Below are 23,857 nucleotides of genomic sequence, written 5' to 3'. Positions count from 1 at the left end.
GCTCAACACCCCCGTTGGCTCAACCCCGCGCACCGGCATGGCCCATCCCAGCCATGCACCCCATGATGAAGCGCCCGCCTCAGTCGACCTTGCCAGGCAAGGTCATGCTCACACGGCCGTAGACAAAGCCCTCGAACTCGGCATCGGATTTGGCGCGAAGCGTGGACCGAGACTGGCCCGATTGCAGCTGCTCGTAAATTCCGGTGACGGCCTTGACGTAATTGCGGGTCTCGGGATAAGGAGGAATGGCCTGACCGGCCTTTTTTACCGCTCCTTCGCCCGCGTTATAGGCCGCCAGCACCAGATCCAGTCGCCCCGGAAACAAGCTCATCAAGTAGCTGAGATAACGGGCCCCGGCGGGCACATTGACGGCAGGATCGACCAGCTTTTGCTGCACGCTCAGCTTGGCGCTGGAGCTGACGCCAAAGCGTTCGGCCGTGGCCGGCATCAGCTGCATCAAACCCACGGCACCCTTGGGCGAAACAGCGCCGGTGTTGAAGCCCGATTCCACGGCGATCACGGCTTTGATCAAGTCGTAATCCACTCCGGTTTTCTCGGCGGCTTTTTGCAGATGAGGCCGCACGCTCTTGTAGCGCGGCAAGCCATCAAAAAAACTTGGCGTTCGCGTGCTCTCCTGCGGGTCGACTGCCCCGAGATCAAACCCGGGCTTCATGGTTTGCCCGCTACTGTCATAAACCCAGCCCTTGAAATAAGGCTGGTAGCGCTCATCCAGAGCCGCTGAAGCGAAGTGGGTGATGCCGAACTCGTCCACATAAGCCCATAGATCGGCATGGGCCAGCGATGCACCACCCAAGGCCGTGGCAGCCAGCGTCAGCTTGAACGCAGTGCCACGTACCCACCCGCGAAGGCCGGAGTAGGCGGCTGGCCATATTTTCAACAGGGTCTGCATGATTGAACTCCTGTAAACCTGAGGCCCGGGCTGGCGACTGTCGCCAACCCCGGGGATCCCGCTATCAGATATCAAGCTCCACGGCATCGCCATGCAACTCCATGAGCTCACGACGGGCAGCGGCTTCGCCTTTGCCCATGAGCTTGGTCACGACCTGTTCGCACTGTGCGAAGTCCAGATTCATGAACTGCACCGGCAACAGGCGGCGCGTATCGGGGTTGAGCGTGGTTTCCCACAGCTGCTCTGCATTCATCTCGCCCAGGCCCTTGAAACGGCTGACCTGACACTTCTCGCGCGGCACGCCATCCTTGGCACATTTCTCCATGATGGCATCGAGCTCGCCTGCATCCAGTGCATAGACCTTGATGGCCGGCTTCTTGCCGCGCGCAGGCACATCCACACGAAACAGCGGCGGCAAGGCTACGTGGATATGACCCGCCTCGATGAGCTTGGGAAAGTGCTTGAAAAACAGGGTCAGCAGCAGCACCTGGATGTGAGAGCCGTCCACGTCCGCGTCCGACAGGATACAGACCTTGCCGTAGCGCAGGCCGGACAAATCCGGCTCGTCATTGGGGCCGTGCGGGTCCACGCCTATGGCGACCGAGATATCGTGGATTTCGTTGTTGGCAAACAGCCGATCGCGATCCACCTCCCAGGTGTTGAGCACCTTGCCGCGCAAGGGCAGCACCGCCTGGGTTTCCTTGTTGCGCCCCATCTTGGCACTGCCGCCGGCCGAGTCGCCTTCGACCAGGAACACTTCGTTGACCAAGAGGTCGCGGCTTTCGCAGTCGGTCAGCTTGCCGGGCAACACGGCCACGCCGCTACCCTTGCGCTTTTCCACCTTCTGGCCCGCTTTCTGGCGGGTTTGCGCAGCCTTGATGGCCAGCTCGGCCAGCTTCTTGCCCCAGTCCACATGCTCGTTGAGCCACAGCTCCAGCACCGGGCGCACAAAGCCTGAGACTAGACGCACGGCATCGCGCGAGTTCAGGCGCTCCTTGATCTGGCCTTGAAACTGCGGGTCCAGCACCTTGGCATTGAGCACATAGCTGGCACGGGCAAACACATCGTCCGGCATGAGCTTGACGCCCTTGGGCAGCAGCGAGTGCATGTCGATGAAGGCCTTGACCGCCTGAAACAGACCGTCACGCAGGCCGCTGTCATGGGTGCCACCCGCCGTGGTGGGGATCAGGTTCACATAGCTTTCGCGCAGCGGCGCACCGTCTTCAGTAAACGCCACGCACCAAGCCGCGCCTTCGCCCTCGGCAAAGCTGTCGTGATTGCGGTCGGCAAAGCCCTCGCCTTCGAACAGGGGAATCACAGGCTCGCCATGCAGGCTTTGCTGCAGATAGTCGCGCAGCCCGCCCTTGAAAAGCCAGACCTGGTTATCCCGGGTTTTCTCGTTGCTGAGCGAGACCGAGACGCCCGGCATGAGCACGGCCTTGCTGCGCAGCAAGTGCATCAGCTCACCGGCTGGCAGGGCTGCCGATTCAAAGTACTTGGCATCGGGCCAGACACGCACCGTGGTGCCGTGCTTGCGCTCACCGGACTCCAGCGGACGCACCTTCAAAGGCTCGACCACATCGCCGCCCGAAAAAGCCAGCGTGGCCTGCTGGCCGTCACGGTACACCTGCACCTCCAGCCGGGTGGCCAGCGCATTGGTCACGGACACGCCCACGCCGTGCAAGCCGCCCGAGAAGCTGTACGCGCCGCCATTGCCTTTGTCGAACTTGCCGCCGGCATGCAGGCGGGTGAAGACCAGCTCCACCACCGGTGCTTTTTCTTCGGGGTGCAGGCCAAAGGGAATGCCGCGGCCATCGTCTTCCACGCTGAAGGAGCCGTCGGCGTGGATGGTGAATTTGATTTTCTTGCCATAACCGGCAAGCGCTTCATCGGCCGCGTTATCTATCACCTCCTGCAGCACGTGCAGGGGGTTGTCGGTACGCGTATACATGCCGGGACGCTGCTTGACTGGCTCCAGACCCTTGAGAACGCGGATCGAGCCTTCGGAATATTCGCTAGCGGTAGAAGAGGAAGGTTTAGCTGCCATGGGGGCGAATTGTAGTGGCCTCTCCAGATTGACGCTGGATAAATTCACAGTTGTTTACTTCCCAATACTCTCGCACAAGCCGGATCGGCTGTCTTGGGCAGGGTCGGATCACGTTTTCGGGCAACAGAGAGTGCCGCGCACGCGACGGCAGCAGCCAGCGCAGCACAGCGGGTTTCGTTAAAGTCGCATACCGATCCGAACGTTTTGCGCCACGCCATGACTACCCAGACCAACCAACAGCCGCTGTCCATGGCACAGATTCTTCTGTGCGGTGGCGCCATCGTCACCCTGTCCATGGGCATACGCCATGGCTTTGGTCTGTGGCTGCAGCCCATCACGCAGGAGATGGGCTGGACGCGCGAGAACTTTTCCCTGGCCATTGCCGTACAGAATATTTCCTGGGGCATTCTGGGTATTTTCGTAGGCATGCTGGCCGATCGAATGGGCGCATTCAAAGTGCTGATCGGCGGCTCCATTCTTTATGCCCTGGGCCTGGTGGGCATGGCGCTGTCGCCCTCCACCCTGGCTTTTACGCTGACGGCCGGTGTGCTGATTGGCGCAGCGCAAGCGGCCACCACCTATACCGTGATCTTTGGCGTGCTGGGGCGCCAGATTCCGGCCACGCGGCGCAGCTGGGCCATGGGGGTCACGGCAGCGGCGGGCTCCTTCGGCCAGTTTTTCATGGTGCCGGTCGAAGGGGCACTGATTTCCGCCTTCAACTGGTCCAATGCCTTGCTGATTCTGGCCGCCTTCGCGTTGTTGATCGTCGCTCTGGCCTTTGGTCTGCGCGAGCCGGGCTTTAGCAGCGGCAAGCCGCCGGTACGCGAGCAGACCGTGGGGCAAGCCCTCAAGGAGGCCTGGAGCCACCCCAGCTTTGTGCTGCTTACGGCCGGCTACTTTGTCTGCGGCTTTCAGGTCATGTTCATTGGCGTGCACATGCCCAGCTATCTCAAGGACTTCGGCATCGCCCCCCATGTGGCCAGCTACTCGCTGGCCCTGGTCGGTCTGTTCAATATCTTTGGCACCTATCTGGCCGGCAATCTGGGCCAGAAAATGCCCAAGCGCTATCTGCTCTCCGGCATTTACGCCCTGCGCTCGGTGGTCACCGTGCTGTTCTTGCTGGCTCCGCTGTCGCCATGGTCGGTCTATGCGTTTTCGGCGGCCATGGGCTTTCTGTGGCTGTCCACCGTGCCGCTGACCAATGCCACCGTGGCCCAGATCTTTGGCGTGCAGCATTTGTCCATGCTCAGCGGCTTTGTGTTCTGCAGCCATCAGGTCGGCAGCTTCATGGGCGTGTGGCTGGGCGGCTATCTGTATGACCTCAACGGCAACTACAACATGGTCTGGTATCTGTCCATTGCCCTGGGCATTTTTGCCGCCCTGGTCAATCTGCCGGTGCGCGAAACAGCCGTGGCACGCGGCACGCGCCCACAGGGAGTCTGAGCCATGCAAGGCAAACCACGCTCACTGGCTTGGTGGCAGCGCGCGCTGATCTGGGCTGCCGTTGTTGCCTTACTGCTGGCCGTGTTTGCCCTGTACACCCGGGCGGATTTCATGGTCACACTGGCGGACCAGGTTTGGGCCTGCTTTTAAGCCGTTGGTCATCCGGCCCAGGCGGCATGGCCGGGAGTGTTCATGCCCCGCATCATCATCACCGGCGCCTCGGACGGCATAGGCGCCGAAATGGCCCGCCAGCTGGCCGCCTCCCACCAAGAACAGCTGCAGATCACGCTGGCGGCACGCAATCAAGAGCATCTGCAGGCCGTGGCCCGGCAATGCCAGGCTGCGGGAGCGCAGGTGTTGGTCGTACCCACCGATGTCTCCGATGAAACCCAGTGCCGCAGCCTGATCAATCAGGCCGTGCAGCGCTTTGGCGGCCTCGATGCCCTGCTCAACAACGCAGGCGTCTCAGCCCATGCGCTGTTGAGCGAAGTCGATGCCGAGCACCTGTCATGGTATGAGCAGCTGATGCGCATCAATTTCTGGGGCTGCGTGTGGTGCACCCACGCAGCGCTGCCGCATCTGAAGGCCTCCAGGGGCTGCATCGTCGCCGTCTCGTCGCTGGCCGGGCTGATTGGCGTACCGGGACGCACGGCCTACAGCGCGAGCAAATTTGCCATGGGTGGCTTTTTTGAAGCCCTGCGCACCGAACTCAAACCCTCTGGCGTCAGCGTGACCCTGGCCTACCCCGGCGTGGTCGATACCCGCATCCGCTATCACGGCTACAACGCCAAGGGCCAGTCGGCAGGGGTCAGCGGTCTGAAGGAAGACGCTGCCATGCCGGTGGCCGAATGCGCGCAGCTCATCATTCGCGGCATGAACCGCCGCCAGCGCGAAGTGGTGATGAGCCGCAAGGGCAAGCTAGGCCGCTGGCTCAAGCTGATTGCGCCGGGACTGGTCGAGAACATGGCGCTAGCAGCCCTCAAGGACGAAGTGAAACCCCATTGAGCGATGGCCAGAGGCCAAGCGGCGCTGCTATAGTTTTCGGCAAGATGATTTGCCCCAATCCAGCTGTTGCAGCCACTGCCGCCCATGGTGCCCAGGCACCTTCCGAATGGATTACCCGCTTTGCCCATCTTGTGCGACCCGGCGGCACCGTGCTGGATCTGGCCTGCGGCCTGGGCCGCCACACCCGGCTGTTTCACGCATCAAATCATGCAGTAACCAGCGTGGATCAATCACATAAAGCTATTAAATCAGTAGCAAATATTGCAGACGCCATTGAAGCAGACATTGAAGCCGGTCCCTGGCCACTGGCTGGACGCAGCTTTGATGCGGTGGTGGTCACCAACTATCTTTGGCGCCCTTTGTGGCCCCTGATTCTGGCCAGCGTCAAACCCGGCGGCGTTCTGCTGTATGAGACTTTTGCCCAGGGCAATGAAGCCTATGGCAAGCCCAGCCGCCCGGATTTTTTGCTGGCCCCAGGCGAGCTGCTGCAGGTTTGCCAGGGCTGGACGGTGGCCGCCTACGAGCACGGCGTGCTGCATCAGCCAGACCGCGTGGTGCAGCGCATTGCCGCCATCCGGCCTGCCGAGTCGGCCACTGGCCCGGCCCCGCTGCAGGTCTGATCACCTTGAATGTCCAAGGCTTTCCAAGCCGCTTGAGAAGCCTGGATGCGCTCAGGAAATGGTGAGCCGGGCAGGAAAAAACCTGACAAGCACACAGCAATCCGACATCGATACAATTAAATTTCCGTCAAATCGTCAGATAATTAAAACAATCTGACAAAAAACCCGATTTGCTCGCAGCTTGCGCAGTTAAACCACATATTTACCTGCGGCCCTGTTTGTAGAATGACCTTTTCCCGTTTCATATTGCGGACATGACATCACCTTCCGTTGCTCTCACTGGCAGCATTGTTGCCCTCATCACGCCCATGCACCAAGACGGTAGCGTCGACTACCCGGCGCTGCGCAAACTCATAGACTGGCATGTGGCTGAAGGCACGGATTGCATCGGTGTGGTCGGCACTACCGGCGAATCGCCCACAGTCAATGTGGAAGAACACTGCGAAATCATCCGCGTCTCGGTGGAGCAGGCGGCAGGCCGCGTCTCCATCATGGCCGGCTGCGGAGCCAACAGCACGCACGAGGCCATCGAGCTGGCCCGCTTTGCCAAGAAGGTTGGCGCGGACAGCCAGCTGCAGGTAGTGCCTTACTACAACAAGCCCACGCAAGAAGGCCAGTACCAGCACTTCAAGGCCATTGCCGAAGCCACGGGTGATCTGCCGCTGGTGCTCTACAACGTGCCCGGCCGTTCGGTCGCCGACATGCAGCATGAAACCGTGCTGCGCCTAGCCCAGATCGACAGCATCGTGGGCATCAAGGAAGCCACGGGCAATATCGAGCGCGCCCAATGGCTGATTCGCGATGTGCCCCAGGGCTTTGGCGTCTACTCTGGCGATGATCCGACCGCAGTGGCCCTGATGCTGTGCGGCGGCCATGGCAATATCAGCGTGACGGCCAACGTGGCCCCTCGCCTGATGAGCGAGCTGTGCAAGGCGGCACTGGCCGGCGACGTCAAGCGTGCGATGGAGATCCAGTTCAAGCTCATGCCTTTGCACAAGAGCCTGTTTGTGGAAGCCAATCCCATTCCGGTGAAATGGGCAGCAGCCCGCATGGGTTTGTGCAGCCCCGCGATGCGCCTGCCCATGACGCCTTTGAGCCAGAATTTGGAAGCTACAGTAGAGGGTGCGCTGACCCAAGTCGGCTTGCTCTGAGCGAGTTGAGATAAGCTAGCGGTTTTTTCGCTCACTGCATACTGCATGAACGCACCAAGGACAATCCGCGTGAAACAACACACTGCACGTTTGGGCCTGCTCAGCATTGCGCTGGGCCTGTCGGCCTGCACGACCACGTTCCAAGACGCCAAGATCGACTACAAGAGCGCCGGTAAAAGCCAAGCCCCGTCTCTTGAAGTCCCCCCGGATCTGACGCAGCTGTCGCAAGATTCGCGCTACAACGTGCCCGGCGGCGTTGTCTCCGCTGCGGCCATGCAGGCCAATGCCAAGACCGCACAACCCGCTGACCGCCAAACGGCGGTCAACGCCATTGGCGACGTCCGTATCCAGCGTGAAGGCAGCCAGCACTGGCTGGTCGTCAAGCGCCCTGCGGACAAGCTGTGGGAGCCCGTGCGTGACTTCTGGCTGGAAAACGGCTTCATCTTCACCATCGAAGACCGCCAACTGGGCATCCTGGAAACCGACTGGGCGGAAAACCGCGCCAAGCTCCCTCAGGACATCATCCGCAAGACGCTAGGCAAGATGCTCGACTCCTTGTACTCCACCAGCGAACGCGACAAGTTCCGCGTGCGCTTTGAGCGCGAGGCCGATGGCGCGACCAACATCTATGTCACCCACCGCGGCATGGAAGAGGTCTACACCAACACCAACAAGGACAACACCATCTGGCAGCCACGCGCCCGTGATCCGGAGCTGGAAACCGAATTCCTGCGACGCATGATGGTCAAGCTGGGCGTGAGCGAAGAGCAGGCTGCTGCCGTCGCCAAGGCCGACAAGTCTGCCGCCGTGACCAGCAGCGCCGCTGTCGCACGCATGGACACCGTCAACGGTCAGCCCGTGCTGCAGATCGAAGAAGGTTTTGACCGTGCATGGCGCCGTGTGGGCGTGGCCCTGGACCGCACCGGCTTCACCGTGGAAGACCGCGACCGCAGCCGCGGCATCTACTTCGTGCGCTACGTGGATCCCAATGCCAAGGGCGATTCCAAGGGCTTCTTCAGCAAGATCTTCAGTCGCGGCCCGGAAGCCGCAGCGCCCGTCAAGTACCAGATCCTGGTCAAGGGCGACGGCAACAAGTCCCAGGTCAGCGTGCTCAACGAGCAAGGCCAGCCCGAGACTTCGGCCAATGCCCAGCGCATTGTTCGCATCATTACCGACGATCTGAAATAAACCCACAGCGCATTGCGCACAAAAGCCACCAGCCTTCGGGCCTGGTGGCTTTTTTCATGGTGCATGCAGAGAGTTGAGCTGGCTATGCCGGCACCTGCTACGGCGCAAGCGCATCAAGCCTGCGGCAAAGACCAAGCCTCTGGAGTTTTTGGACATAAAAAAACCGCACCAAGGTGCGGTTTTTTGCGCAGAAGCCAAAGCCTCTGCCTGCGTAAGCAGCGAATTACTTGGCGGCTTCAGCAGGAGCTGCAGGAGCGGCATCAGCAGCGGGAGCTGCAGGAGCGGCGTCAGCAGCAGGGGCAGCAGGAGCTGCATCAGCGGCGGGAGCTGCAGCGTCAGCAGCAGGAGCGGCAGGAGCTTCAGCAGCAGGTGCGGGAGCAGCAGGAGCTTCCACGGCAGGAGCAGCAGCAGGAGCAGCTTCTTCCTTCTTGCCACAAGCGGCCAGAGCAGCAGCAGCGATCACGGTAGCCAGAATGAGAGAGTTCTTCATAACGATTCCTAGAAAGTAGGTTCAGCAGACAGTATTTGCATTGCCATTACGGTCAGCCTTTGCAGCTATTGATCGCTCTGGCAGTCAGGTCAAACAGTAAATTCGACTCGATTTGCATTATAGGTAGTTTTGCCCATTGCTGACTGATACTGACAGCAACTAAACAATTCTGCACAAATCACCGAGTTCGAACCGACCGGGACAAGCGCTTGCTTGTCTTGTCGCATACTGTGAACCAGAATTTTGTTTCTGTCAATTTACTGACAGCCGCTTGGCAATTCTTGACGTAATGCCAAGCAGAACCAGTGGGCGCCAGCCGGGCTTGGCTGCCAATCCGCAAGCAGGTAATACCCGAAGGTAGCACGTGCCCGCGGATCAGTCCATCACACGTTGTCGCCAGACCTCACCCAGCCGGCATCAAACCAGGACGACAGCAGCTCCAGCGCGTCATCGCTGGCGCTGGCCAGGTCCTTGCGCGACAGGGCGCGGGTATCGGCCAGCTTGCGCATCAGCGTGGCATCACGACCACCCGCCAGATAGCTCTCGCCATTGATGAAAATATGCTTGGCGTCATACATCATGCGGGTACGGCGATCGAGCACCACGCTTTCGAACATGCCGTTTTCCTCGCCATGCTCGAACCAAACATTGGCCTTGGGGTCGGTCAGGTGCTCACCCAGAGCGCGTTCCAGCGCCAATGGCTCGGCCATGGCTTTTTGCAGCGCTTCGCGCGCAAAGTCATAAAGACCGGCAGGAATCTCACCGGGATTGGTCACGGCCTCCTGCTTGGGGTCGCGATAGACCACGGGCGCTTCAGGCTCATCGGGCTCGTCCGACATGCGCAGCAGCAGCTCGCGGGCCAGTTCGCCGCGATCGGGCGAGCGGAAACCGATGGAGTAGGTCATGCACTCGCCTTCGGCCACACCGTCATGCGCCCACTTGGGCGGCAGATACAGCATGTCGCCGGGCTCCAGCACAAACTCTTCTTCGGGCTCGAAGTTGGCCAATATCTTGAGCGGCACGTCGGGCTGTAGCGAGAAGTCCTTTTGCCGGCCGATGCGCCAGCGACGCTTGCCATGGGCCTGGAGCAAAAACACGTCGTAGCTGTCGAAATGCGCGCCCACGCCGCCCTGGTCGGTCGCAAAGCTGATCATCAGATCATCCAGGCGCGCTTCGGGCACAAAACGGAACTGCTGCAACAGCTGATGCACTTTGCTGTCATGCAGATCCACGCCCTGCACCAGAGCAGTCCAGCCGGGCTTGGTGAGTGCAGGCAGGCTGCGGCGCGACAGCGGGCCGTGGCTGAGCTTCCAGCTGCCGTCTTCGTTGTGCTGAATCAGACGCGATTCCACACCGTCTTCGCCGGCCATGGCCAGCAGCTTGGCGCGAGGAATCAGAGGCTTGAAACCGGGAATGGCCTGGCGCACCAGCAGAGGCTTTTTATGCCAGTGCTTGCGCATGAACTGGGAAGCCGTGAGCCCACCCAGCAGGGTGAGCGGTGTATTGATATCCATGAGAAAGCAGTCCGCAAAGAGAGGGCAATGGCCTGCATTGTCCTATAGCCAGCAAAATCACCGGCAATCTCGCCCATATCGCTCGCCGACGCGGCCCAGACCGGCAAGGTGATAGCTCAGATCCTTCAAGGTCATGGAATCCCGGGCAAGGCCGTCACTCAGACGCAGCAGTTGCGCCCCCAGAATTCATAGCATGTAGCGTATGCAAGTCATGCGGAAAGCGATTGCTTGATACTCAGTTGAGCAGCATTCCGCTTGCCGTACCCTGGCTGGCACGAAACTGGGCCGGCGTCAGTCCGGTGTGCTGTTTGAAGGTGCGGCTCAGGTGCGCGCCGCTGGCAAAGCCGCAGGCCAGCGCCAGCTCGGTCAAGGTGCAGTGCTGCTGTCCTGGCTGGGCCAATTCACGCTGAAACAAGGCCACGCGCTCGGCCCAGACGAACTGGCTGATGCTCAACACCTCATCGGCAAACGCGTTGTAGAGATGGCGCTTGCTGCAGTTGAGCGCGCCAGCCATGGCCTCCACCGTCAGACCCGGATCGCGCAGATGCTGGCGCACGTAGGTCTTGATACGGCTTTTGAGCAGCTCGGCCGGCGTCAGCATCGCCGTTCGGCCGCAGGCGTCGAGCAGCGAGAGTTCGATCAGTTGTACCAGCGCATCCGTCACATGCTGGGCCAGGCCCTCGCCCATGGCCTGGCATTCGGCAAACGTGCCGCGCATCACATCCAGGGCAATGCGCGATACGCCCTGACCGCCTCCCACATAAGAGCCCATGATCGCATCGATGGCGCGACCATGGTCTTCGAATCGACTTTTGGGCAGGGTGACGATCAGGTGCTCACTCCACTCGGGGTTGAGCACCTCGTACTCCTGCGTGCTGTCATAAATCAACCACTGGCCGCTGCGGGCGCGGGCCTCGCGCCCTTTCTGGCGCACGGTGGCGCAACCCTGCCAGGGGGCAACGATCTTGAGAAAGTCCGTGCTGCGGCTGGCCATGGAGTCCGAGGTGCGGCGCACGCGGTGGCGGCCCGCCTCGATCTTGGTCATGCCCACCCGCCCCAGCTCGAAGGTGCCCAGCCGCGCAGCGAAGTGCGTGTCGCCATAGATATCGCTTTCCAGCCCATAGAGCGAGGACATCCACTGCTGCCACGCGCCCACGGCCTGAGCGCCTTGCATCTCGGTCATCTGATAAGCGGGGGCGGCGTGGGACATGGAGACTCCTGAGAGCAGGTTTTCGACAAGAGGGCACAGCAGGATGCTTCATTATCCATAGCAGCCGATGCGTGCATCTGGCCTGTCGTTTGCCATGCAGGGAAATCCGTGTTTACCCACATAGGGCTGCACCGCGAGACAAGACGTTGTGCACGTCCAGACAAACCCCTGCTGACGTCTTTTCCTACGATGGACAAAAAACCGGAGCCTAACCGGAACCATTCACCCAAGAGGAGACAAGCATGACATTCGCCAGCAAGCGCTTTGTTCTGAAACGTATCGCAGTGGCTGCGGCCATCGCAGGTCTGGGCTCTGTGGCCGCGCAAGCCATGGCGCAAGAGGCTCCCAAGTCGATCCGCATAGGCTGGGCCATTGCCAAGACCGGCGTCAACTCCGGCGGCACCTCGGTCACCACAGCGCCCAATTACAAGCTCTGGGTCAAGGAGATCAACGATGCCGGCGGCATCCTGCTCAAGGCCTATAACAAACGCGTGCCGCTGGAAGTCATCGAATACGACGACCGCTCCAGCACCGAGGAAGCGGTGCGCGCCACCGAGCGTCTGATCACCCAGGACAAGGTGGACTTTGTGCTGCCGCCCTGGGGCACGGGCTCCAACCTGGCCGTAGGCCCCACCTATGAAAAGCACAAATACCCGCTGCTGGCCGCCACCTCGGTGACCGACAAGGCGCCCGATCTGGCCAAGCGCTGGAAGCACGCCTTCTTCTTCCTGGGCACGGGCGGCGAATACGCCGAAGGCCTGGTTGCCATGCTGGAAAAAGCCAAGAAGGACGGCAAGATCAACAACAAGATCGCCATGATCAATATTGCCGACGGTTTTGGCGTGGAGCTGGCCAATGCCACCCGCAAGGCGGCCAAGCAGCATGGCTTCGAGCTGGTCTACGACAAAAGCTATCCGATCGGCACGCAGGATATGACGCCGGTGATCAACGAGGCCAAGGGCAAGGGTGCCGACACCTTTGTCGCCTACTCCTACCCGCCGGACACCATGCTGATCACCGAGCAGGCCAGAACTCAGGGCCTGGCACCCAAGGTGATGTTCACCGGCGTGGGCACACAGTTCCCCATGTTCAAGGGCAAGTTTGGCGCGGTGGCCGAAGGCATGATGGCCCCGGGCGGCATCGATACCAGCAATCCGCAAATGCAGGCTTATCTGAAGCGCTTCAAGGAGGTCACGGGTCAGGAATCCGACCGCTTTGCCAGCCCCATCGTCTACACCTCGCTGCAGATGCTGCAGCAGGCCATAGAGCGCGTGGGCAAGATCGATCGCGCTGCCGTGACACAGGAGCTCAAGACCGGCAGCTTCGAGACCGTGCTGGGTACGGTAAAGCTGGAAAACCAGATGTTGACCAAGCTCTGGCATGTGGGTCAGTGGCAAAACGGCGAGTTCAATGCGGTTGCCCCGACCACTCGTGCTGGCGCGAAGCCGGCAGTGATTCCACGCGTCACGCCCTGAAAACATTGAAGTGCTATTCCTGAGGGGCTTTGCGCCTCGGGAATAGCACCTTCGCGGCGGGGCCTCCTAGGCTCTTGCTCGGTGTTCCCAACTGAGGCATGCCTCTCAAACATTTCGCCCAGCTCTGCAAGAACTATCAAAACAAGAGCGGGCGGTGCATGCCTTTTATGCACTTTTGCCTGATTTCATAACAAGAACAATGCATCTCCAGCGCTATACGCTATGAATTTAATAGACATCCTTCTCGCCGGCGCCATGCTGGGCGGGCTCTACGGCTTGATTGCCATGGGGCTGACGCTGCAGTACGGCGTGGCCCGCATCATGAATCTCTCGTATGGGGAGTTTCTGATTGCGCCGGCTTTCCTGGCTTTTTTTGCCGTCAGCAGCTGGGGCATTTCGCCGCTGCTCCTGCTGGCGCTGGTGGTGCCGCTGGGTTTTGCGGTGCAGTGGGCCATTTACCAACTGCTGCTGACCCCACTGGTGCGCCGCGCCAAGGGCGGGCCGTCGCTGGAAGTGGACTCCATACTCGCCACCTTCGGCATGCTGTTTGTGGTGCAAGGCGTGATGATGGTGCTGTTTGGCGGCGATTATCACAGCTATACCTATCTGTCCGAGCCGCTGGAGATTTTCGGCAGCAAGGTGGCGGCCAACCGCCTGCTGGTGCTGGGCTTTGCCATCGTGCTGGGCGGCGGACTGTATCTGCTGCTGACCCGCACCCGGGCCGGGGCCGTGGTGCGTGCCGTCTCGGTGGCACCGCAATTCGCGCATCTGGTCGGCATCAATGTGCGCAGCACGGCAGCTCTGGCCTACGGCCTGGGCGGTGCACTGGTCGCCGTCTGCGGTGTGCTGGTCAGCATGTTTCTGCCCTTCTCGGCCGGCATGGGCACCATGTTTGCGATGAAGGCGCTGATCGTGGTCATCATGGGCGGCGTGGGCAACCTCATGGGCTGCCTAGTGGCCGGCATGTTGCTGGGTTTTGCCGAGACGCTGGTGGCGTCCTTTGTCGATCCCGGCCTGACGCTGGCCGTCAATTACGCCGTGTTCTTGCTGGTGCTGTTGTTCAAGCCCACAGGCCTGTTCGGGAGGAGTGCGCGATGACCCCGACAAACCGCAAGGAAATTCTGATCTGGGTCCTCAGCGCCATTGCCCTGCTGGGTCTGGCCCTGCTGCCGCATTGGCTGAGAGACGAGTACTACCTGTCCCTGCTGATCAGCATCCTCATGTACTGCGTGCTGGCCACGGCCTGGGCACTGTTCTCGGGGCCCACGCGCTATATCTCGCTGGCCACTGTCGCCTTCTTCGGCATGGGTGCCTATGTGACGGCCGTGTTTGGCGAACAACTGCCCTGGGCGGCCGTGCTGGCGATTGCGGCCGGCGTGGGCCTGGTCATGGCGCTGCTGGTGGGCCTGTCCACGCTACGCCTGTCCGGCGTGTACTTTGTGATCTTCAGCTTTGGCCTGGCCGAGCTGGTCAAGCAGCTGGTGACCTGGTGGGAGGTCAATATCACCAAAGACCTGGGCCGCTATGTGTTTGTGGAGATCACCCAGCTCGATATCTACTGGCAGCTGCTGGCCTTGCTGGCCCTGGTCTTGCTGCTGCGCGCCCTCATCAACCGCTCGCGCCTGGGTCTGGCTTTGCGGGTGATCGGCGAAGACGAAACCGTGGCCACCCACGTGGGCATCAACACCACCACCGCCAAGGTGCTGCTGTTCACCGTCAGCGCCGTCTTCATCACCGTGACGGGCGCCATCATGGCCCCGCGCTGGACCTATATAGACCCCAGCATTGCCTTTGCGCCGGCCATCTCGTTTCAGACGCTGATCATGGCCTTGCTCGGCGGTGCGGGAGCGCTGTTCGGCCCCTTGCTGGGCGCCGTGCCTCTGGTGCTGCTGTTCGAGTACCTGAGCGCCAACTTCCCCAACCATTTCGCCATCTTGCTGGGCCTGGTGTTTATCGTGATCGTTTACTTCGTGCCCCAAGGCCTGTCGGACGTTTTCGCCAGGCTGTTCACCAGAAAGGGAGGCAAGCCATGAAGACCGCCACCTTGCTTTCCCTGCGTTCCGCGACCAAGCGTTTTGGCGGTCTGGTGGCCGTCAACAACCTGAGCTTTGATGTCTACCCCGGCGAAGTCGTGGGTCTGCTCGGACCCAACGGCTCGGGCAAGACCACGGCCATGAATCTGATTTCGGGCGCCCTGCCCCTCAATGGCGGCGAAATCCTGTTCAAGGGCCAGGCCCTGCACAGGCTGAAAAGCCATCAGATTGCACGGCTGGGCATTGCGCGCACCTTTCAGCTGGTCAAGGTGCTGGGCTCCATGAGCTGCACCGACAACGTCATCGCCGGCATGGCTTTCAAGCCCAGACCGCTATTTGGCAAAGCGGCTGCGCAACGTGCGCAGGAGCTGCTGCAACGCGTGGGTCTGGCCGATTTGGCCCAGACCGCTGCGGGCGATCTCACCTATATCAACCAGAAGCGTCTGGAGCTGGCCCGCGCCCTGGCACTGGAGCCGCAGATTCTGCTGCTCGACGAATGGCTGGCCGGCCTCAATCCCACGGAACTGCAGCAGGGCATTGCGCTGATACAGCAGCTGCAGGCCAGCGGCCTGACCATCTTGATGGTCGAACATGTGATGGATGCGGTGCACGCCCTGTGCAGCCGTTGCGTGGTGATGAATGCGGGCTCAAAAATAGCCGACGGCCCCACGGCCCAGGTGCTCAAGCAGCCCGAGGTGGTACGCGCCTATCTGGGTGGTGATGAGGAAGATGCTGCGGAGGCTGCCCATGCTTGATGTGCGCAATATCGCCGTGCGCTACGGCAAGCACGAGGCCTTGCATGGCGTGAGTCTGCAGGTGCAGCCCGGTGAACTGGTCGTCATGCTGGGCGCCAACGGCGCGGGCAAATCCAGCCTGCTCAAGGCCCTGGGCGGCATGGTCAGGCCCGAGACGGGCGCGAGCGCGCAACTGGCAGGCAAGGAGCTGATGCAGCTGCCCTCCCATGCCATCGTGCAATCGGGCCTGGCTCTGGTGCCCGAAGGACGCGGCGTGTTTGGCGATCTCAGCGTGAAGGAGAACCTGTTGCTGGGCGCTCAGCCCCAGCGGGCCCGCGCCAACGAGGCGCAGAACCTGGAGCGCGTGTTCGCCCTGTTTCCCAAGCTGCGCGATCGATTGCCGCAGGCGGTGCGCACCATGAGCGGCGGCGAGCAGCAGATGGTGGCCGTGGGCCGCGCGCTGATGAGCCAGCCCGATATCTTGTTGCTGGACGAGCCCTCGCTAGGCCTGTCGCCGCTGATGTGCAAGGAGCTGTTCGCGGCGCTGGCCCGCATCAAGACCCTGGGCATGGGTGTGCTGCTGGTGGAGCAAAACGCCCGCCAAAGCCTGGCCATTGCCGATCGCGGCTATCTGCTGGAGACCGGCCGCATTGTCGGCCAGGGCTCGGCCACAGATCTTTCAAACAGCCCGGCGGTACGACGCGCGTACCTGGGCGGTGAACATTGAGCAATGACAAGGAGAGACTCTCATGATTGAACAGAAAATGCTGATTGGCGGCCAGGAATGCATCGCCAGCAATGGCGCGACTTTCGAGCGCAAGAACCCTCTGGATGGCTCGGTGGCCACACGCGCCCCTGCAGCGACGACCGAAGACGCGACTCGCGCCTGCGATGCCGCAGCAGCAGCCTTCCCCGCCTGGTCGCAGCTAGGCCCCAATGCCCGTCGTGCCATGCTGATGAAGGCCTCGCACGCCCTGGAGGCCAAGGGCGAAGCGATTGCCGCCGCCATGGCGGCCGAGACCGGTGCCTCGGGCATCTGGGCCGGCTTCAATGTGCACCTGGCCGCCAGCATGCTGCTGGAAGCCGCTTCGCTGACCACGCAGATCAATGGCGAAATCATCCCCTCCGACGTGCCGGGCAGCGTGGCCATGGCCGTGCGCCAGCCAGCCGGTGTGGTGCTGGGCATTGCGCCCTGGAATGCGCCCGTCATCCTGGCCGTTCGCAGCATCTCCACGGCCCTAGCCTGCGGCAACACCGTGATTCTCAAAGGCTCGGAGCTGTGCCCCGCCACCCACGGCCTGATCATCGAAGCACTGCAGGATGCCGGCCTGCCTGCCGGCGTGGTGAACTTTGTGACCAATGCGCCAGCAGACGCCGGCAGCGTGGTCGAGGCCATCGTGGCCCACCCCGCCGTGCGCCGCGTGAGCTTTACCGGGTCCACCAAGGTGGGCCGCATCATCGGCCAGACCTGCGCCAAGCACCTCAAGCCCGCGCTGCTGGAATTGGGCGGCAAGGCTCCCTTCCTGGTATTGGACGATGCCGACATCGACGCCGCCGTGAATGCCGCCACCTTTGGCGCTTTCGCCAACTCGGGCCAGATCTGCATGTCCACCGAGCGCTTTGTGGTGGACAACCAGGTGGCCGACGAATTCATCGCCAAGTTTGCCGCCAAGGCCAAGAGCCTGCCGCTGGGCGATCCGCGCAAAGGCCCGGTGGTGCTGGGCTCGGTGGTCGATCAGGCCACGGTGGAGCGCTGCAACGCCATGATTGACGACGCTCTGGCCAAGGGCGCCAAAATCGTCTGCGGCGGCAAGGCCGAGAACACGCTGATGCCGGCCACGCTGATCGACCATGTGACACCAGCGATGCGCATCTTTCACGAAGAGACTTTCGGCCCGGTCAAGGGCATCGTGCGCGTCAATGGCGAGGAAGAAGCGATCGCCACCGCCAACGACAACGAGTTCGGTCTGTCCTCTGCCGTGTTCACCAAGGACACTGCCCGCGGCTGGCGCGTGGCGGCGCGCATCGAGGCCGGCATCTGCCACATCAACGGCCCCACGGTGCATGACGAAGCACAAATGCCTTTTGGCGGCGTCAAGGCTTCGGGCTACGGCCACTTTGGCGGGCGGCAAGGTATTGATGCCTTTACCGAAACCCGCTGGGTGACCATGCAGACGAGCGAGCGCCACTACCCGTTCTAAAACGTTTTTGAAGCACCCATGAAAAAGCCGCCCGCAGTTGCTGCCGGGCGGCTTTTTGCTTTTGTTTTGATAGCTTCTTGCGCTTATTTAATAAGCGCTTTAGCCGAAAAAACTTTGAAACAACGTTTCAGTCAGGCATAACTGTCGTCATCCCAGCTGCCGCCGTCATCCCAGTTGCCGCTGGCGGCGCTGTCTATGCTGTCCACACCGGCATCGCGGGCCATTTGATCGGGCGCCGACTTTTCGCTTTGCAGGCTTTGATGGCTGCCCTGCGCTTCATCCTGCAGCTTGTCTGAATGGCTTTGCGCCTCATGCTGACCCAGCAGATTGCCCAGGCCGTTGAAGAGCAACATACCGCCAGCCACGCCGGCGGCCGATGCGGCAGCAGTCCCCAGAAAGCCGCCCGCTGCGGACGGCGCAGCCTGGGCTGCCGGGGCCGAACCGCCAAAGAATCGATCGCGCCAGCTGGGAGCCGGCTGCGCGGCCGGCGCTGCTTGCGGCGACTCATAGGCAGGCAGCGGCCCACGGCCGAAATGCGTGTCCAGCCCGCCAGACAGAAAGCTGCCTGCGCCGCTGGTTCGGGCGGCGGCTTGGCGGCCCTGATCGACTTCTTGCTGCAACTGGCTGATCTGCTGCTGGGCCTGCTGCAAGGCGTTCTCGAGCAGCAAGCTGCGCTGAGCCAGCCAGTAGGCCGCATCGGGCACGGCAGCCAGGCCCTGGCGAATTTCAGCCTCGGCCTGCGCATCCTTGGGCGCGCCTCGGGTCTGCGCCAAACGCTCAAAGAGTTCGCGCAGCAGTTGTTGCTCTTGGGATGTCATATGGTTTTCCTTTGCCTCTTGGCGATTTCTGCCCCGCAGATAAGGGCGAGTATGAGAGTGCGCAAGAGCAGCAATGTGAACAGTGTTCAAGACCTCGTAGCATGGTGTAACAAGACGCCGCAGCTGCACTGCCATTGCGAGCGTGGGACAATTCCAGCCAATTCATTCACACCACGGGCCGCGCCGGCCCCTGGCCGTTATTCAAGCGCCCTGTCTGCGCTTTCAAACTACAGAACACACCATGGAAGTTACCGAACAATGCGTGGTCGCCCTGACCTGGGTCATGAAGGACACTCTGGGAGAAGAGCTGGACGTGCTCGAAGAGCCGGTGGATTTTCTGATCGGTGGTGACGACTTGTTCAAGCGCATCGAAGAAGCGCTGCAAGGCCACGGCGTGGGCACCCAGATCGATCTGCATCTGGAACCCGAAGAAGCTTTTGGCGACTATGACGAGAATCTGATCCTGCTGGAAAAGCGCGAACTCTTTCCCTCTGAGATCGAAGAAGGCATGAGCTTCGAGTCCAGCGCCATGCCCAAGGGCACCAGCGCCGTGCTGCCGGGCCTGCTCTACACCGTGACCGAGATCTACCCCGAGCATGTGGTGCTGGACGGCAACCATCCACTGGCCGGCATTGCGCTGCGCCTGCATATCAAGATCGAGGGCGTGCGCCAGGCCACCGAAGAAGAAGTCGGCCGCGGCACGGCCGGCACAGGCTTTTTCCGCATCGAACCCATGGCTCCGGGCAACGAAACCCTGCACTGATTCAAGTCAAAGCGAACAACAAAAAGGGACTCCAACCGAGTCCCTTTTTTCATGTCCAAGCCGCTTCAGCGGTAGAGCTGATTGCCGTCCACGCGCACGCGCTCGCCAATACTGAACGGGGGCGCATGCTGGTAGTCAAAAGCGCGCACGTTGCCATCTTGCAGCTGCACTGTAACGCGGTAAATATCGCGCACGCTGCCACCACCGACACTGTTTTGCACGGCGCTACCGGCCAGCGCACCGCCGACCACACCGGCAATCGTGGCCAATGTGCGGCCCGAGCCGCCACCGACCTGGTTACCCAGCACCCCGCCAATCACGCCGCCAGCAATCGCACCGCCTGCGCCAATGCCGCTGCCGTCCTGCACGCGCACGGTTTCGATATTGAGCACGCGGCCTTGTTGCACATAATTCGGCTGAGGCTGTTGCGAATAGCAGTTGGGATTGTTATAGCCGCAGTTATGGGCCGGATAGGTTTGAACGGGAGCACTGCCCACCGGGTAAGACTGAGTTGTGGCGGGAAAACCGGAGCCGGAATAGGCGCTCTGCGAATAACTACCCTGTGCCGGGTAGCCGTTCTGATAGCTGCCCTGAGGATAGGCCACACAGGCTGAGAGAGCTGCCGCGATGCCGGCGACCATGGCCACTCGGCCCCAGCGTTGAATGACGTTCATGAGAATCTCCTGACCGGCGAAGGCCACTGGCTGTCGCCGCAATTTCTGTTGTGAGTGGGTATGCAAGCCCAATGGGCTCAAACTTCCACTCCAACGTTTCACCCGGCAGTTGCGACGACAGCGTTCACACTTGCTCACAATACTCATCGTATGGAAGCTGTTTCATCGCTCTGAAAATCAGAGCTGACTGCGCTTGCTTCAGCTTGTTTTTCTCAGTAGCTCTCTTCAGTCTCTTTTCTCGGCGAGCACCTTTAGCTATTAATTAAAGAGCGATAGACATCTAGTCTTGGCTACGGACACGCAATACATCGCCGTTGCGGCCATCCACATCCAGCTTCACAAAGCGGCCATCGTTGGCCGTGGCCTTGACCTTGTAGCGGCCGTCATCCCATTCGACTTCCCGAAACTCGCGATAGCCCATCTTCTCCAGCCTGTCGCATACCTCGCGAATGCTCAGCGCCGGCCCCAAGGCCATGCCGCGCACAGCGGCCAGCGATGCCGTGGCCCTGTCTGCCATGGAATCCTGCGGTGCTGCCAGGCAAACGCCAGCGGACATGAGCGCCGCCGCTCCCGCCAGGGCGATACAACACAGACGCATGGAAGATCTGCCCGAAACAGGCGCGGCGCTGGCCCTGCGCAATGGCTCGGAGGTCAAGGTATGGACGGCAGTGCCGGCTTGTAGGCTGTGCATGGAAGGCTCCTTATGGCTGGTTTGACCTCGCCAGCAACCAAGACGCTTGGCTCCGACGGGTTGAGGCCATTGTTCGCAAGCCTGGCTGAACCGGTTCTGAAGCCGGCGTTCAGCTTTCATTCATCCTGCCCGGCCTATAACCTCAGCTGCAACCCGCCGTCCAGTCCGCTTTTCCTCGCTAACCACTTTTTCCAGCAAGCCATGCCTACTCTGCCTGACCAACACCACAACCGCACTTCAAGCACCGCGTCGCACAAGAGCGGAAAACGCCATGCACTGCTTGCGCTGCTGTTGGCACTGGCGGGCGCTGCCACGTTGGTCATATGGCCTACCGCCTCCGATGCCGGCGACAACGACCATGAAATGGCACGCCAGGCCTTGCGCCAGGGCCAGGTGCTGCCGCTGCGCACGGTGCTGGACCGCGTGGAACAGCAATATCAAGGACAGGTGATCAAGGTGGAATTCGAGCGCGATGACGGCAGGTTCGTCTATGAAATCCGGCTGCTGCAAAGCGACGGCAAGGTGGTCAAACTCGAGATCGATGCCGGCGACGGCAGCCTGATCAGCATGAAGCGCAAAAAATGACGCAGCAGGAAAAGTCATCATCCAAGGAAAGAGACAAAGCATGCGAATCCTGCTGATCGAGGATGAATCCACGCTTCGCGAGCAGTTGCTGCTGGCGCTGCAGCAAGCCGGCCATACGGTGGAGATGGCCGCCGATGGCGAGACGGCCCAGTATCTGGGAGAGGTGGAAAGCTTTGACGCCGCGGTGCTGGACCTGGGCCTTCCCGTGCGCGATGGCCTGAGCGTTCTGCGAGCCTGGCGTGCGCAGGGCCGCACCATGCCTGTGCTGATACTCACGGCACGCGGTGCCTGGCATGAAAAAGTGGCGGGTATGGATGCAGGAGCCGACGACTACCTGGCCAAACCTTTTCACATGGAAGAGTTGCTGGCCCGTCTGCGAGCCTTGCTGCGGCGCTTGAGCCCCCATGCCAGCGCTCTATGGCAATGCGGATCGATCAGCCTCGATTCGCGTCAGGCCAGAGTCACCGTCGAGGGTCAGGCACTGACGTTGACCAGCCACGAGTTCAAAGTGCTGGCCCTGTTGATGCAACGCATGAACAACGTGGTGTCACGCACCGAACTGTCGGAGCACATCTACCCCCAGGACAGCGACCGCGACTCCAACACCATTGAAGTCTTTGTGGGGCGGCTGAGAAAAAAGCTGCCCGCCGGCTCGATTGAAACCGTTCGCGGCCTGGGCTATCGCCTGGCGGCTCCCGAAGAAATCCAGAACAAGCATGTCTGATCACACCATTCACGCCACCATGGCCCGCCAAGCTCACCATGAGCGCGATACCGGCTCCTGGAAAAATTCTCTGCGTCTGCGCCTGCTCACCGGCACCCTGATCTGGGTTCTGGGCGCTCTCCTGCTGACCGGCTGGGGGCTGCGTGCGCTGTTTGCCGAACATCTGGCTCAGCAGCTGCGCTCTCAGCTCGTCGCCAAGCTTGACCGGCTGAGCGGTGCAGTGAGCTTTCAGATGGACCAGCCCGTGCAGATCACGGTCGCCCCGTTTTCCGGCGACCCGCTGCTGCAACAACCGCTGTCTGGCATGTACTGGCAGGTTGATCAGCTGGACGCTACAGGACAGGCCACGGTGCATGCCGGTATCCAGCGCTCGCGCTCGCTCTGGGACCAGACACTGGACTGGCCTCTGTTCAAAGCCGACAAGACCTGGGAGCCCACACTCCCTTTGCATGCGCCGGCCACCTACGGCCATATGTCCGACGGCAACGGCAATGGGCTGGTGGTGGTGACGCGTACCGTACAGCTGCCAGAGACTGACGCCCCTGTCTTGCGGCTGATGGTGGCGGCCGATACCGCCATGCTGGCCGTTCCGCTGCAGCGCTTTACCAAAATGCTGATTGCCGCCCTGTGCGTGCTGGCCGCAGGACTGGTCATCGCCGTGGTCGTGCAACTTCAGCTGGCGCTGGCACCGCTGACGGCACTGCGGCGGCAACTCGCAGCCGTCAGCCAGGGCGAGGCCCCGGAAATCCAGGGCGAGCACCCAACGGAAATCATGCCTCTGGTTCAGGAATTCAACCATGTGCTGCGCATGAATGCCCAGATGGTGGAGCGCGCCCGCACCCAGGCCGGCAATCTGGCCCATGCGGTCAACACTCCGCTGAGCATCATGGGCAACGCGGCGGCGCAGCAAGACGATGCCCTGGCGACTCTGGTGCGCGAGCAGGTTGCCAGCGCCAGCCGCCAGGTCGAGCATCACCTGGCCCGCGCACGGGCCGCTGCCGCCGCAGCACAGCAAGGCCATGGCCTGCGCACACCGCTGGAGCAGCCGCTGCAGTCTCTGGTACGCACCATGAGCAAGCTGCATGCGGCGCGAGACATACGTTTCGAGCTGCAAGGCGATGCCTCGGACTGGGACTTCAAGGGCGACACGCAGGACCTGATGGAAATGTTGGGCAATCTGCTGGACAACGCGGGCAAATGGGCACAGTCGCTGGTGCTGTTGCAGATTCAGCCAGCGGTCGATAGCAGCCGCTACATCACGCTGAACATTGACGATGACGGCCCAGGCATCGCCGCCGAGCAACGCGAGCGCATCTTCATGCGCGGCGAGCGGCTGGACGAACAGCGCCCGGGCGCAGGCCTTGGCCTCGATATCGTGCGCGACCTGGTTCAGACTTATGGCGGCAGCATAGAAGCCTTGAGCTCGCCTTTGGGTGGGCTGCGCATGGTGTTGACACTGCCGGGTGCCAGACGCAAGGCCTGACTTGGCGCAACAGCTGATAGCCGCAGGCCAAAGCCGGTCCATAACGCAGTGCCATGCGATGCACGGCACAGGCCACCGGTCAACACCGCATGCGGCAT

The 23,857-nt window shown here is 61.5% G+C and carries 24 protein-coding genes; 16 read left to right on the top strand and 8 right to left on the bottom strand.

Features of this window, described 5'->3' with window-relative positions; all coding sequences use genetic code 11:
• Nucleotides 1-79 precede the first annotated feature (79 nt).
• Both EAO39_RS06650 and EAO39_RS06645 read right to left on the bottom strand, forming a co-directional pair.
• Nucleotides 80-910, bottom strand: a complete 831-nt coding sequence (locus EAO39_RS06650) for a lytic transglycosylase domain-containing protein (protein ID WP_120966714.1) — start codon at nucleotides 908-910, stop codon at nucleotides 80-82.
• A gap of 64 nt (nucleotides 911-974) precedes the next feature.
• Nucleotides 975-2,957 carry a DNA topoisomerase IV subunit B gene (locus EAO39_RS06645; RefSeq protein WP_120966713.1) on the bottom strand — a complete coding sequence of 661 codons (1,983 nt, stop codon included), beginning with the start codon at nucleotides 2,955-2,957 and terminating at the stop codon, nucleotides 975-977.
• 216 nt (nucleotides 2,958-3,173) lie between these two features.
• Here EAO39_RS06645 and EAO39_RS06640 point away from each other — a divergent pair, with 216 nt between their 5' ends.
• The 6 genes from EAO39_RS06640 to bamC all read left to right on the top strand — a co-directional run bounded on the left by EAO39_RS06640 (nucleotide 3,174) and on the right by bamC (nucleotide 8,364).
• Nucleotides 3,174-4,400: an MFS transporter gene (locus EAO39_RS06640; RefSeq protein ID WP_240466907.1), complete on the top strand. Its 1,227-nt coding sequence runs from the start codon at nucleotides 3,174-3,176 to the stop codon at nucleotides 4,398-4,400.
• A 3-nt stretch (nucleotides 4,401-4,403) separates the two neighbouring features.
• On the top strand, nucleotides 4,404-4,550 hold the full coding sequence (locus EAO39_RS22465; protein ID WP_162989487.1) for a hypothetical protein: 147 nt from the start codon (nucleotides 4,404-4,406) through the stop codon (nucleotides 4,548-4,550).
• Between the two features lie 42 nt (nucleotides 4,551-4,592).
• The gene (locus EAO39_RS06635) at nucleotides 4,593-5,405 is read left to right on the top strand and encodes an SDR family oxidoreductase (RefSeq protein ID WP_120966712.1); all 813 of its coding nucleotides are present in this window, start codon (nucleotides 4,593-4,595) and stop codon (nucleotides 5,403-5,405) included.
• Nucleotides 5,406-5,449: 44 nt separating this feature from the next.
• Nucleotides 5,450-6,025 carry a class I SAM-dependent methyltransferase gene (locus EAO39_RS06630; RefSeq protein WP_120966711.1) on the top strand — a complete coding sequence of 192 codons (576 nt, stop codon included), beginning with the start codon at nucleotides 5,450-5,452 and terminating at the stop codon, nucleotides 6,023-6,025.
• Nucleotides 6,026-6,279: 254 nt separating this feature from the next.
• A complete protein-coding gene (dapA, locus tag EAO39_RS06625; protein WP_120966710.1) occupies nucleotides 6,280-7,176 on the top strand; it encodes a 4-hydroxy-tetrahydrodipicolinate synthase in 897 nt (298 codons plus the stop codon).
• 69 nt (nucleotides 7,177-7,245) lie between these two features.
• The gene (gene bamC, locus EAO39_RS06620; RefSeq protein WP_120966709.1) at nucleotides 7,246-8,364 is read left to right on the top strand and encodes an outer membrane protein assembly factor BamC; all 1,119 of its coding nucleotides are present in this window, start codon (nucleotides 7,246-7,248) and stop codon (nucleotides 8,362-8,364) included.
• A gap of 223 nt (nucleotides 8,365-8,587) precedes the next feature.
• Here bamC and EAO39_RS06615 read toward each other — a convergent pair whose 3' ends face one another.
• The 3 genes from EAO39_RS06615 to EAO39_RS06605 form a co-directional block, all read right to left on the bottom strand.
• Nucleotides 8,588-8,854 carry a hypothetical protein gene (locus EAO39_RS06615; RefSeq protein WP_120966708.1) on the bottom strand — a complete coding sequence of 89 codons (267 nt, stop codon included), beginning with the start codon at nucleotides 8,852-8,854 and terminating at the stop codon, nucleotides 8,588-8,590.
• A gap of 383 nt (nucleotides 8,855-9,237) precedes the next feature.
• Entirely contained in the window at nucleotides 9,238-10,368 is a 1,131-nt protein-coding gene (locus EAO39_RS06610; protein ID WP_120966707.1) for a cupin domain-containing protein, read from the bottom strand.
• A gap of 235 nt (nucleotides 10,369-10,603) precedes the next feature.
• Nucleotides 10,604-11,578: a helix-turn-helix domain-containing protein gene (locus tag EAO39_RS06605; protein WP_120966706.1), complete on the bottom strand. Its 975-nt coding sequence runs from the start codon at nucleotides 11,576-11,578 to the stop codon at nucleotides 10,604-10,606.
• Nucleotides 11,579-11,820: 242 nt separating this feature from the next.
• On the opposite strand from EAO39_RS06605, the gene EAO39_RS06600 reads away from it, so the two are divergent.
• From EAO39_RS06600 to EAO39_RS06575, 6 genes are all read left to right on the top strand, one after another.
• Nucleotides 11,821-13,053: an amino acid ABC transporter substrate-binding protein gene (locus EAO39_RS06600; RefSeq protein WP_120966705.1), complete on the top strand. Its 1,233-nt coding sequence runs from the start codon at nucleotides 11,821-11,823 to the stop codon at nucleotides 13,051-13,053.
• 222 nt (nucleotides 13,054-13,275) lie between these two features.
• On the top strand, nucleotides 13,276-14,151 hold the full coding sequence (locus tag EAO39_RS06595) for a branched-chain amino acid ABC transporter permease (protein ID WP_120966704.1): 876 nt from the start codon (nucleotides 13,276-13,278) through the stop codon (nucleotides 14,149-14,151).
• On the top strand, nucleotides 14,148-15,086 hold the full coding sequence (locus tag EAO39_RS06590; protein ID WP_120966703.1) for a branched-chain amino acid ABC transporter permease: 939 nt from the start codon (nucleotides 14,148-14,150) through the stop codon (nucleotides 15,084-15,086). The genes EAO39_RS06595 and EAO39_RS06590 overlap by 4 nt, the downstream gene beginning before the upstream one ends.
• The gene (locus tag EAO39_RS06585) at nucleotides 15,083-15,841 is read left to right on the top strand and encodes an ABC transporter ATP-binding protein (protein ID WP_120966702.1); all 759 of its coding nucleotides are present in this window, start codon (nucleotides 15,083-15,085) and stop codon (nucleotides 15,839-15,841) included. The genes EAO39_RS06590 and EAO39_RS06585 overlap by 4 nt, the downstream gene beginning before the upstream one ends.
• Nucleotides 15,834-16,547, top strand: a complete 714-nt coding sequence (locus EAO39_RS06580) for an ABC transporter ATP-binding protein (protein ID WP_120966701.1) — start codon at nucleotides 15,834-15,836, stop codon at nucleotides 16,545-16,547. Before EAO39_RS06585 ends, EAO39_RS06580 begins: the two co-directional genes overlap by 8 nt.
• 22 nt (nucleotides 16,548-16,569) lie before the next feature.
• Nucleotides 16,570-18,021, top strand: a complete 1,452-nt coding sequence (locus tag EAO39_RS06575; RefSeq protein ID WP_120966700.1) for an aldehyde dehydrogenase — start codon at nucleotides 16,570-16,572, stop codon at nucleotides 18,019-18,021.
• 131 nt (nucleotides 18,022-18,152) lie between these two features.
• Here EAO39_RS06575 and EAO39_RS06570 read toward each other — a convergent pair whose 3' ends face one another.
• Entirely contained in the window at nucleotides 18,153-18,839 is a 687-nt protein-coding gene (locus EAO39_RS06570) for a DUF2076 family protein (protein WP_120966699.1), read from the bottom strand.
• A gap of 241 nt (nucleotides 18,840-19,080) precedes the next feature.
• Between EAO39_RS06570 and EAO39_RS06565 the strand changes: the two genes are divergently transcribed.
• Entirely contained in the window at nucleotides 19,081-19,602 is a 522-nt protein-coding gene (locus tag EAO39_RS06565) for a peptidylprolyl isomerase (RefSeq protein WP_120966698.1), read from the top strand.
• Nucleotides 19,603-19,667: 65 nt separating this feature from the next.
• Here the strand turns inward: EAO39_RS06565 and EAO39_RS06560 are convergent, their stop codons facing one another.
• Nucleotides 19,668-20,276, bottom strand: a complete 609-nt coding sequence (locus EAO39_RS06560) for a glycine zipper 2TM domain-containing protein (protein WP_120966697.1) — start codon at nucleotides 20,274-20,276, stop codon at nucleotides 19,668-19,670.
• A 280-nt stretch (nucleotides 20,277-20,556) separates the two neighbouring features.
• On the bottom strand, nucleotides 20,557-20,967 hold the full coding sequence (locus EAO39_RS06555) for a PepSY domain-containing protein (protein WP_240466906.1): 411 nt from the start codon (nucleotides 20,965-20,967) through the stop codon (nucleotides 20,557-20,559).
• A gap of 276 nt (nucleotides 20,968-21,243) precedes the next feature.
• On the opposite strand from EAO39_RS06555, the gene EAO39_RS06550 reads away from it, so the two are divergent.
• From EAO39_RS06550 to EAO39_RS06540, 3 genes are read left to right on the top strand one after another with little or no spacing between them, the layout of a single operon-like run.
• The gene (locus tag EAO39_RS06550) at nucleotides 21,244-21,552 is read left to right on the top strand and encodes a PepSY domain-containing protein (protein WP_240467080.1); all 309 of its coding nucleotides are present in this window, start codon (nucleotides 21,244-21,246) and stop codon (nucleotides 21,550-21,552) included.
• A gap of 40 nt (nucleotides 21,553-21,592) precedes the next feature.
• Nucleotides 21,593-22,276: a response regulator transcription factor gene (locus EAO39_RS06545; RefSeq protein ID WP_120966695.1), complete on the top strand. Its 684-nt coding sequence runs from the start codon at nucleotides 21,593-21,595 to the stop codon at nucleotides 22,274-22,276.
• Nucleotides 22,269-23,759, top strand: coding sequence for a sensor histidine kinase (locus EAO39_RS06540; protein WP_120966694.1), 1,491 nt, complete (start codon nucleotides 22,269-22,271; stop codon nucleotides 23,757-23,759). The genes EAO39_RS06545 and EAO39_RS06540 overlap by 8 nt, the downstream gene beginning before the upstream one ends.
• Nucleotides 23,760-23,857 lie beyond the last annotated feature (98 nt).

This window comes from Comamonas sp. lk (assembly GCF_900564145.1).
Classification (GTDB): domain Bacteria; phylum Pseudomonadota; class Gammaproteobacteria; order Burkholderiales; family Burkholderiaceae_C; genus Comamonas.
The sequence above is the reverse complement of the archived record's forward strand: the minus strand, read 5'-3'. Positions and strand labels throughout refer to the sequence as shown.

What these genes read in the sequence shown, in the direction of transcription:
- EAO39_RS06605 (WP_120966706.1), bottom strand. Translation starts at nt 11,578, where the DNA reads ATGTCCCACGCCGCCCCCGCTTATCAGATGACCGAGATGCAAGGCGCT.
- EAO39_RS06610 (WP_120966707.1), bottom strand. Translation starts at nt 10,368, where the DNA reads ATGGATATCAATACACCGCTCACCCTGCTGGGTGGGCTCACGGCTTCC.
- EAO39_RS06565 (WP_120966698.1), top strand. Translation starts at nt 19,081, where the DNA reads ATGGAAGTTACCGAACAATGCGTGGTCGCCCTGACCTGGGTCATGAAG.
- EAO39_RS22465 (WP_162989487.1), top strand. Translation starts at nt 4,404, where the DNA reads ATGCAAGGCAAACCACGCTCACTGGCTTGGTGGCAGCGCGCGCTGATC.
- EAO39_RS06590 (WP_120966703.1), top strand. Translation starts at nt 14,148, where the DNA reads ATGACCCCGACAAACCGCAAGGAAATTCTGATCTGGGTCCTCAGCGCC.
- EAO39_RS06545 (WP_120966695.1), top strand. Translation starts at nt 21,593, where the DNA reads ATGCGAATCCTGCTGATCGAGGATGAATCCACGCTTCGCGAGCAGTTG.
- EAO39_RS06580 (WP_120966701.1), top strand. Translation starts at nt 15,834, where the DNA reads ATGCTTGATGTGCGCAATATCGCCGTGCGCTACGGCAAGCACGAGGCC.
- EAO39_RS06645 (WP_120966713.1), bottom strand. Translation starts at nt 2,957, where the DNA reads ATGGCAGCTAAACCTTCCTCTTCTACCGCTAGCGAATATTCCGAAGGC.
- EAO39_RS06595 (WP_120966704.1), top strand. Translation starts at nt 13,276, where the DNA reads ATGAATTTAATAGACATCCTTCTCGCCGGCGCCATGCTGGGCGGGCTC.
- EAO39_RS06575 (WP_120966700.1), top strand. Translation starts at nt 16,570, where the DNA reads ATGATTGAACAGAAAATGCTGATTGGCGGCCAGGAATGCATCGCCAGC.
- EAO39_RS06570 (WP_120966699.1), bottom strand. Translation starts at nt 18,839, where the DNA reads ATGACATCCCAAGAGCAACAACTGCTGCGCGAACTCTTTGAGCGTTTG.
- EAO39_RS06555 (WP_240466906.1), bottom strand. Translation starts at nt 20,967, where the DNA reads ATGCACAGCCTACAAGCCGGCACTGCCGTCCATACCTTGACCTCCGAG.
- EAO39_RS06630 (WP_120966711.1), top strand. Translation starts at nt 5,450, where the DNA reads ATGATTTGCCCCAATCCAGCTGTTGCAGCCACTGCCGCCCATGGTGCC.
- EAO39_RS06540 (WP_120966694.1), top strand. Translation starts at nt 22,269, where the DNA reads ATGTCTGATCACACCATTCACGCCACCATGGCCCGCCAAGCTCACCAT.
- EAO39_RS06585 (WP_120966702.1), top strand. Translation starts at nt 15,083, where the DNA reads ATGAAGACCGCCACCTTGCTTTCCCTGCGTTCCGCGACCAAGCGTTTT.
- EAO39_RS06640 (WP_240466907.1), top strand. Translation starts at nt 3,174, where the DNA reads ATGACTACCCAGACCAACCAACAGCCGCTGTCCATGGCACAGATTCTT.
- EAO39_RS06560 (WP_120966697.1), bottom strand. Translation starts at nt 20,276, where the DNA reads ATGAACGTCATTCAACGCTGGGGCCGAGTGGCCATGGTCGCCGGCATC.
- EAO39_RS06650 (WP_120966714.1), bottom strand. Translation starts at nt 910, where the DNA reads ATGCAGACCCTGTTGAAAATATGGCCAGCCGCCTACTCCGGCCTTCGC.
- EAO39_RS06615 (WP_120966708.1), bottom strand. Translation starts at nt 8,854, where the DNA reads ATGAAGAACTCTCTCATTCTGGCTACCGTGATCGCTGCTGCTGCTCTG.
- dapA (WP_120966710.1), top strand. Translation starts at nt 6,280, where the DNA reads ATGACATCACCTTCCGTTGCTCTCACTGGCAGCATTGTTGCCCTCATC.
- EAO39_RS06635 (WP_120966712.1), top strand. Translation starts at nt 4,593, where the DNA reads ATGCCCCGCATCATCATCACCGGCGCCTCGGACGGCATAGGCGCCGAA.
- EAO39_RS06600 (WP_120966705.1), top strand. Translation starts at nt 11,821, where the DNA reads ATGACATTCGCCAGCAAGCGCTTTGTTCTGAAACGTATCGCAGTGGCT.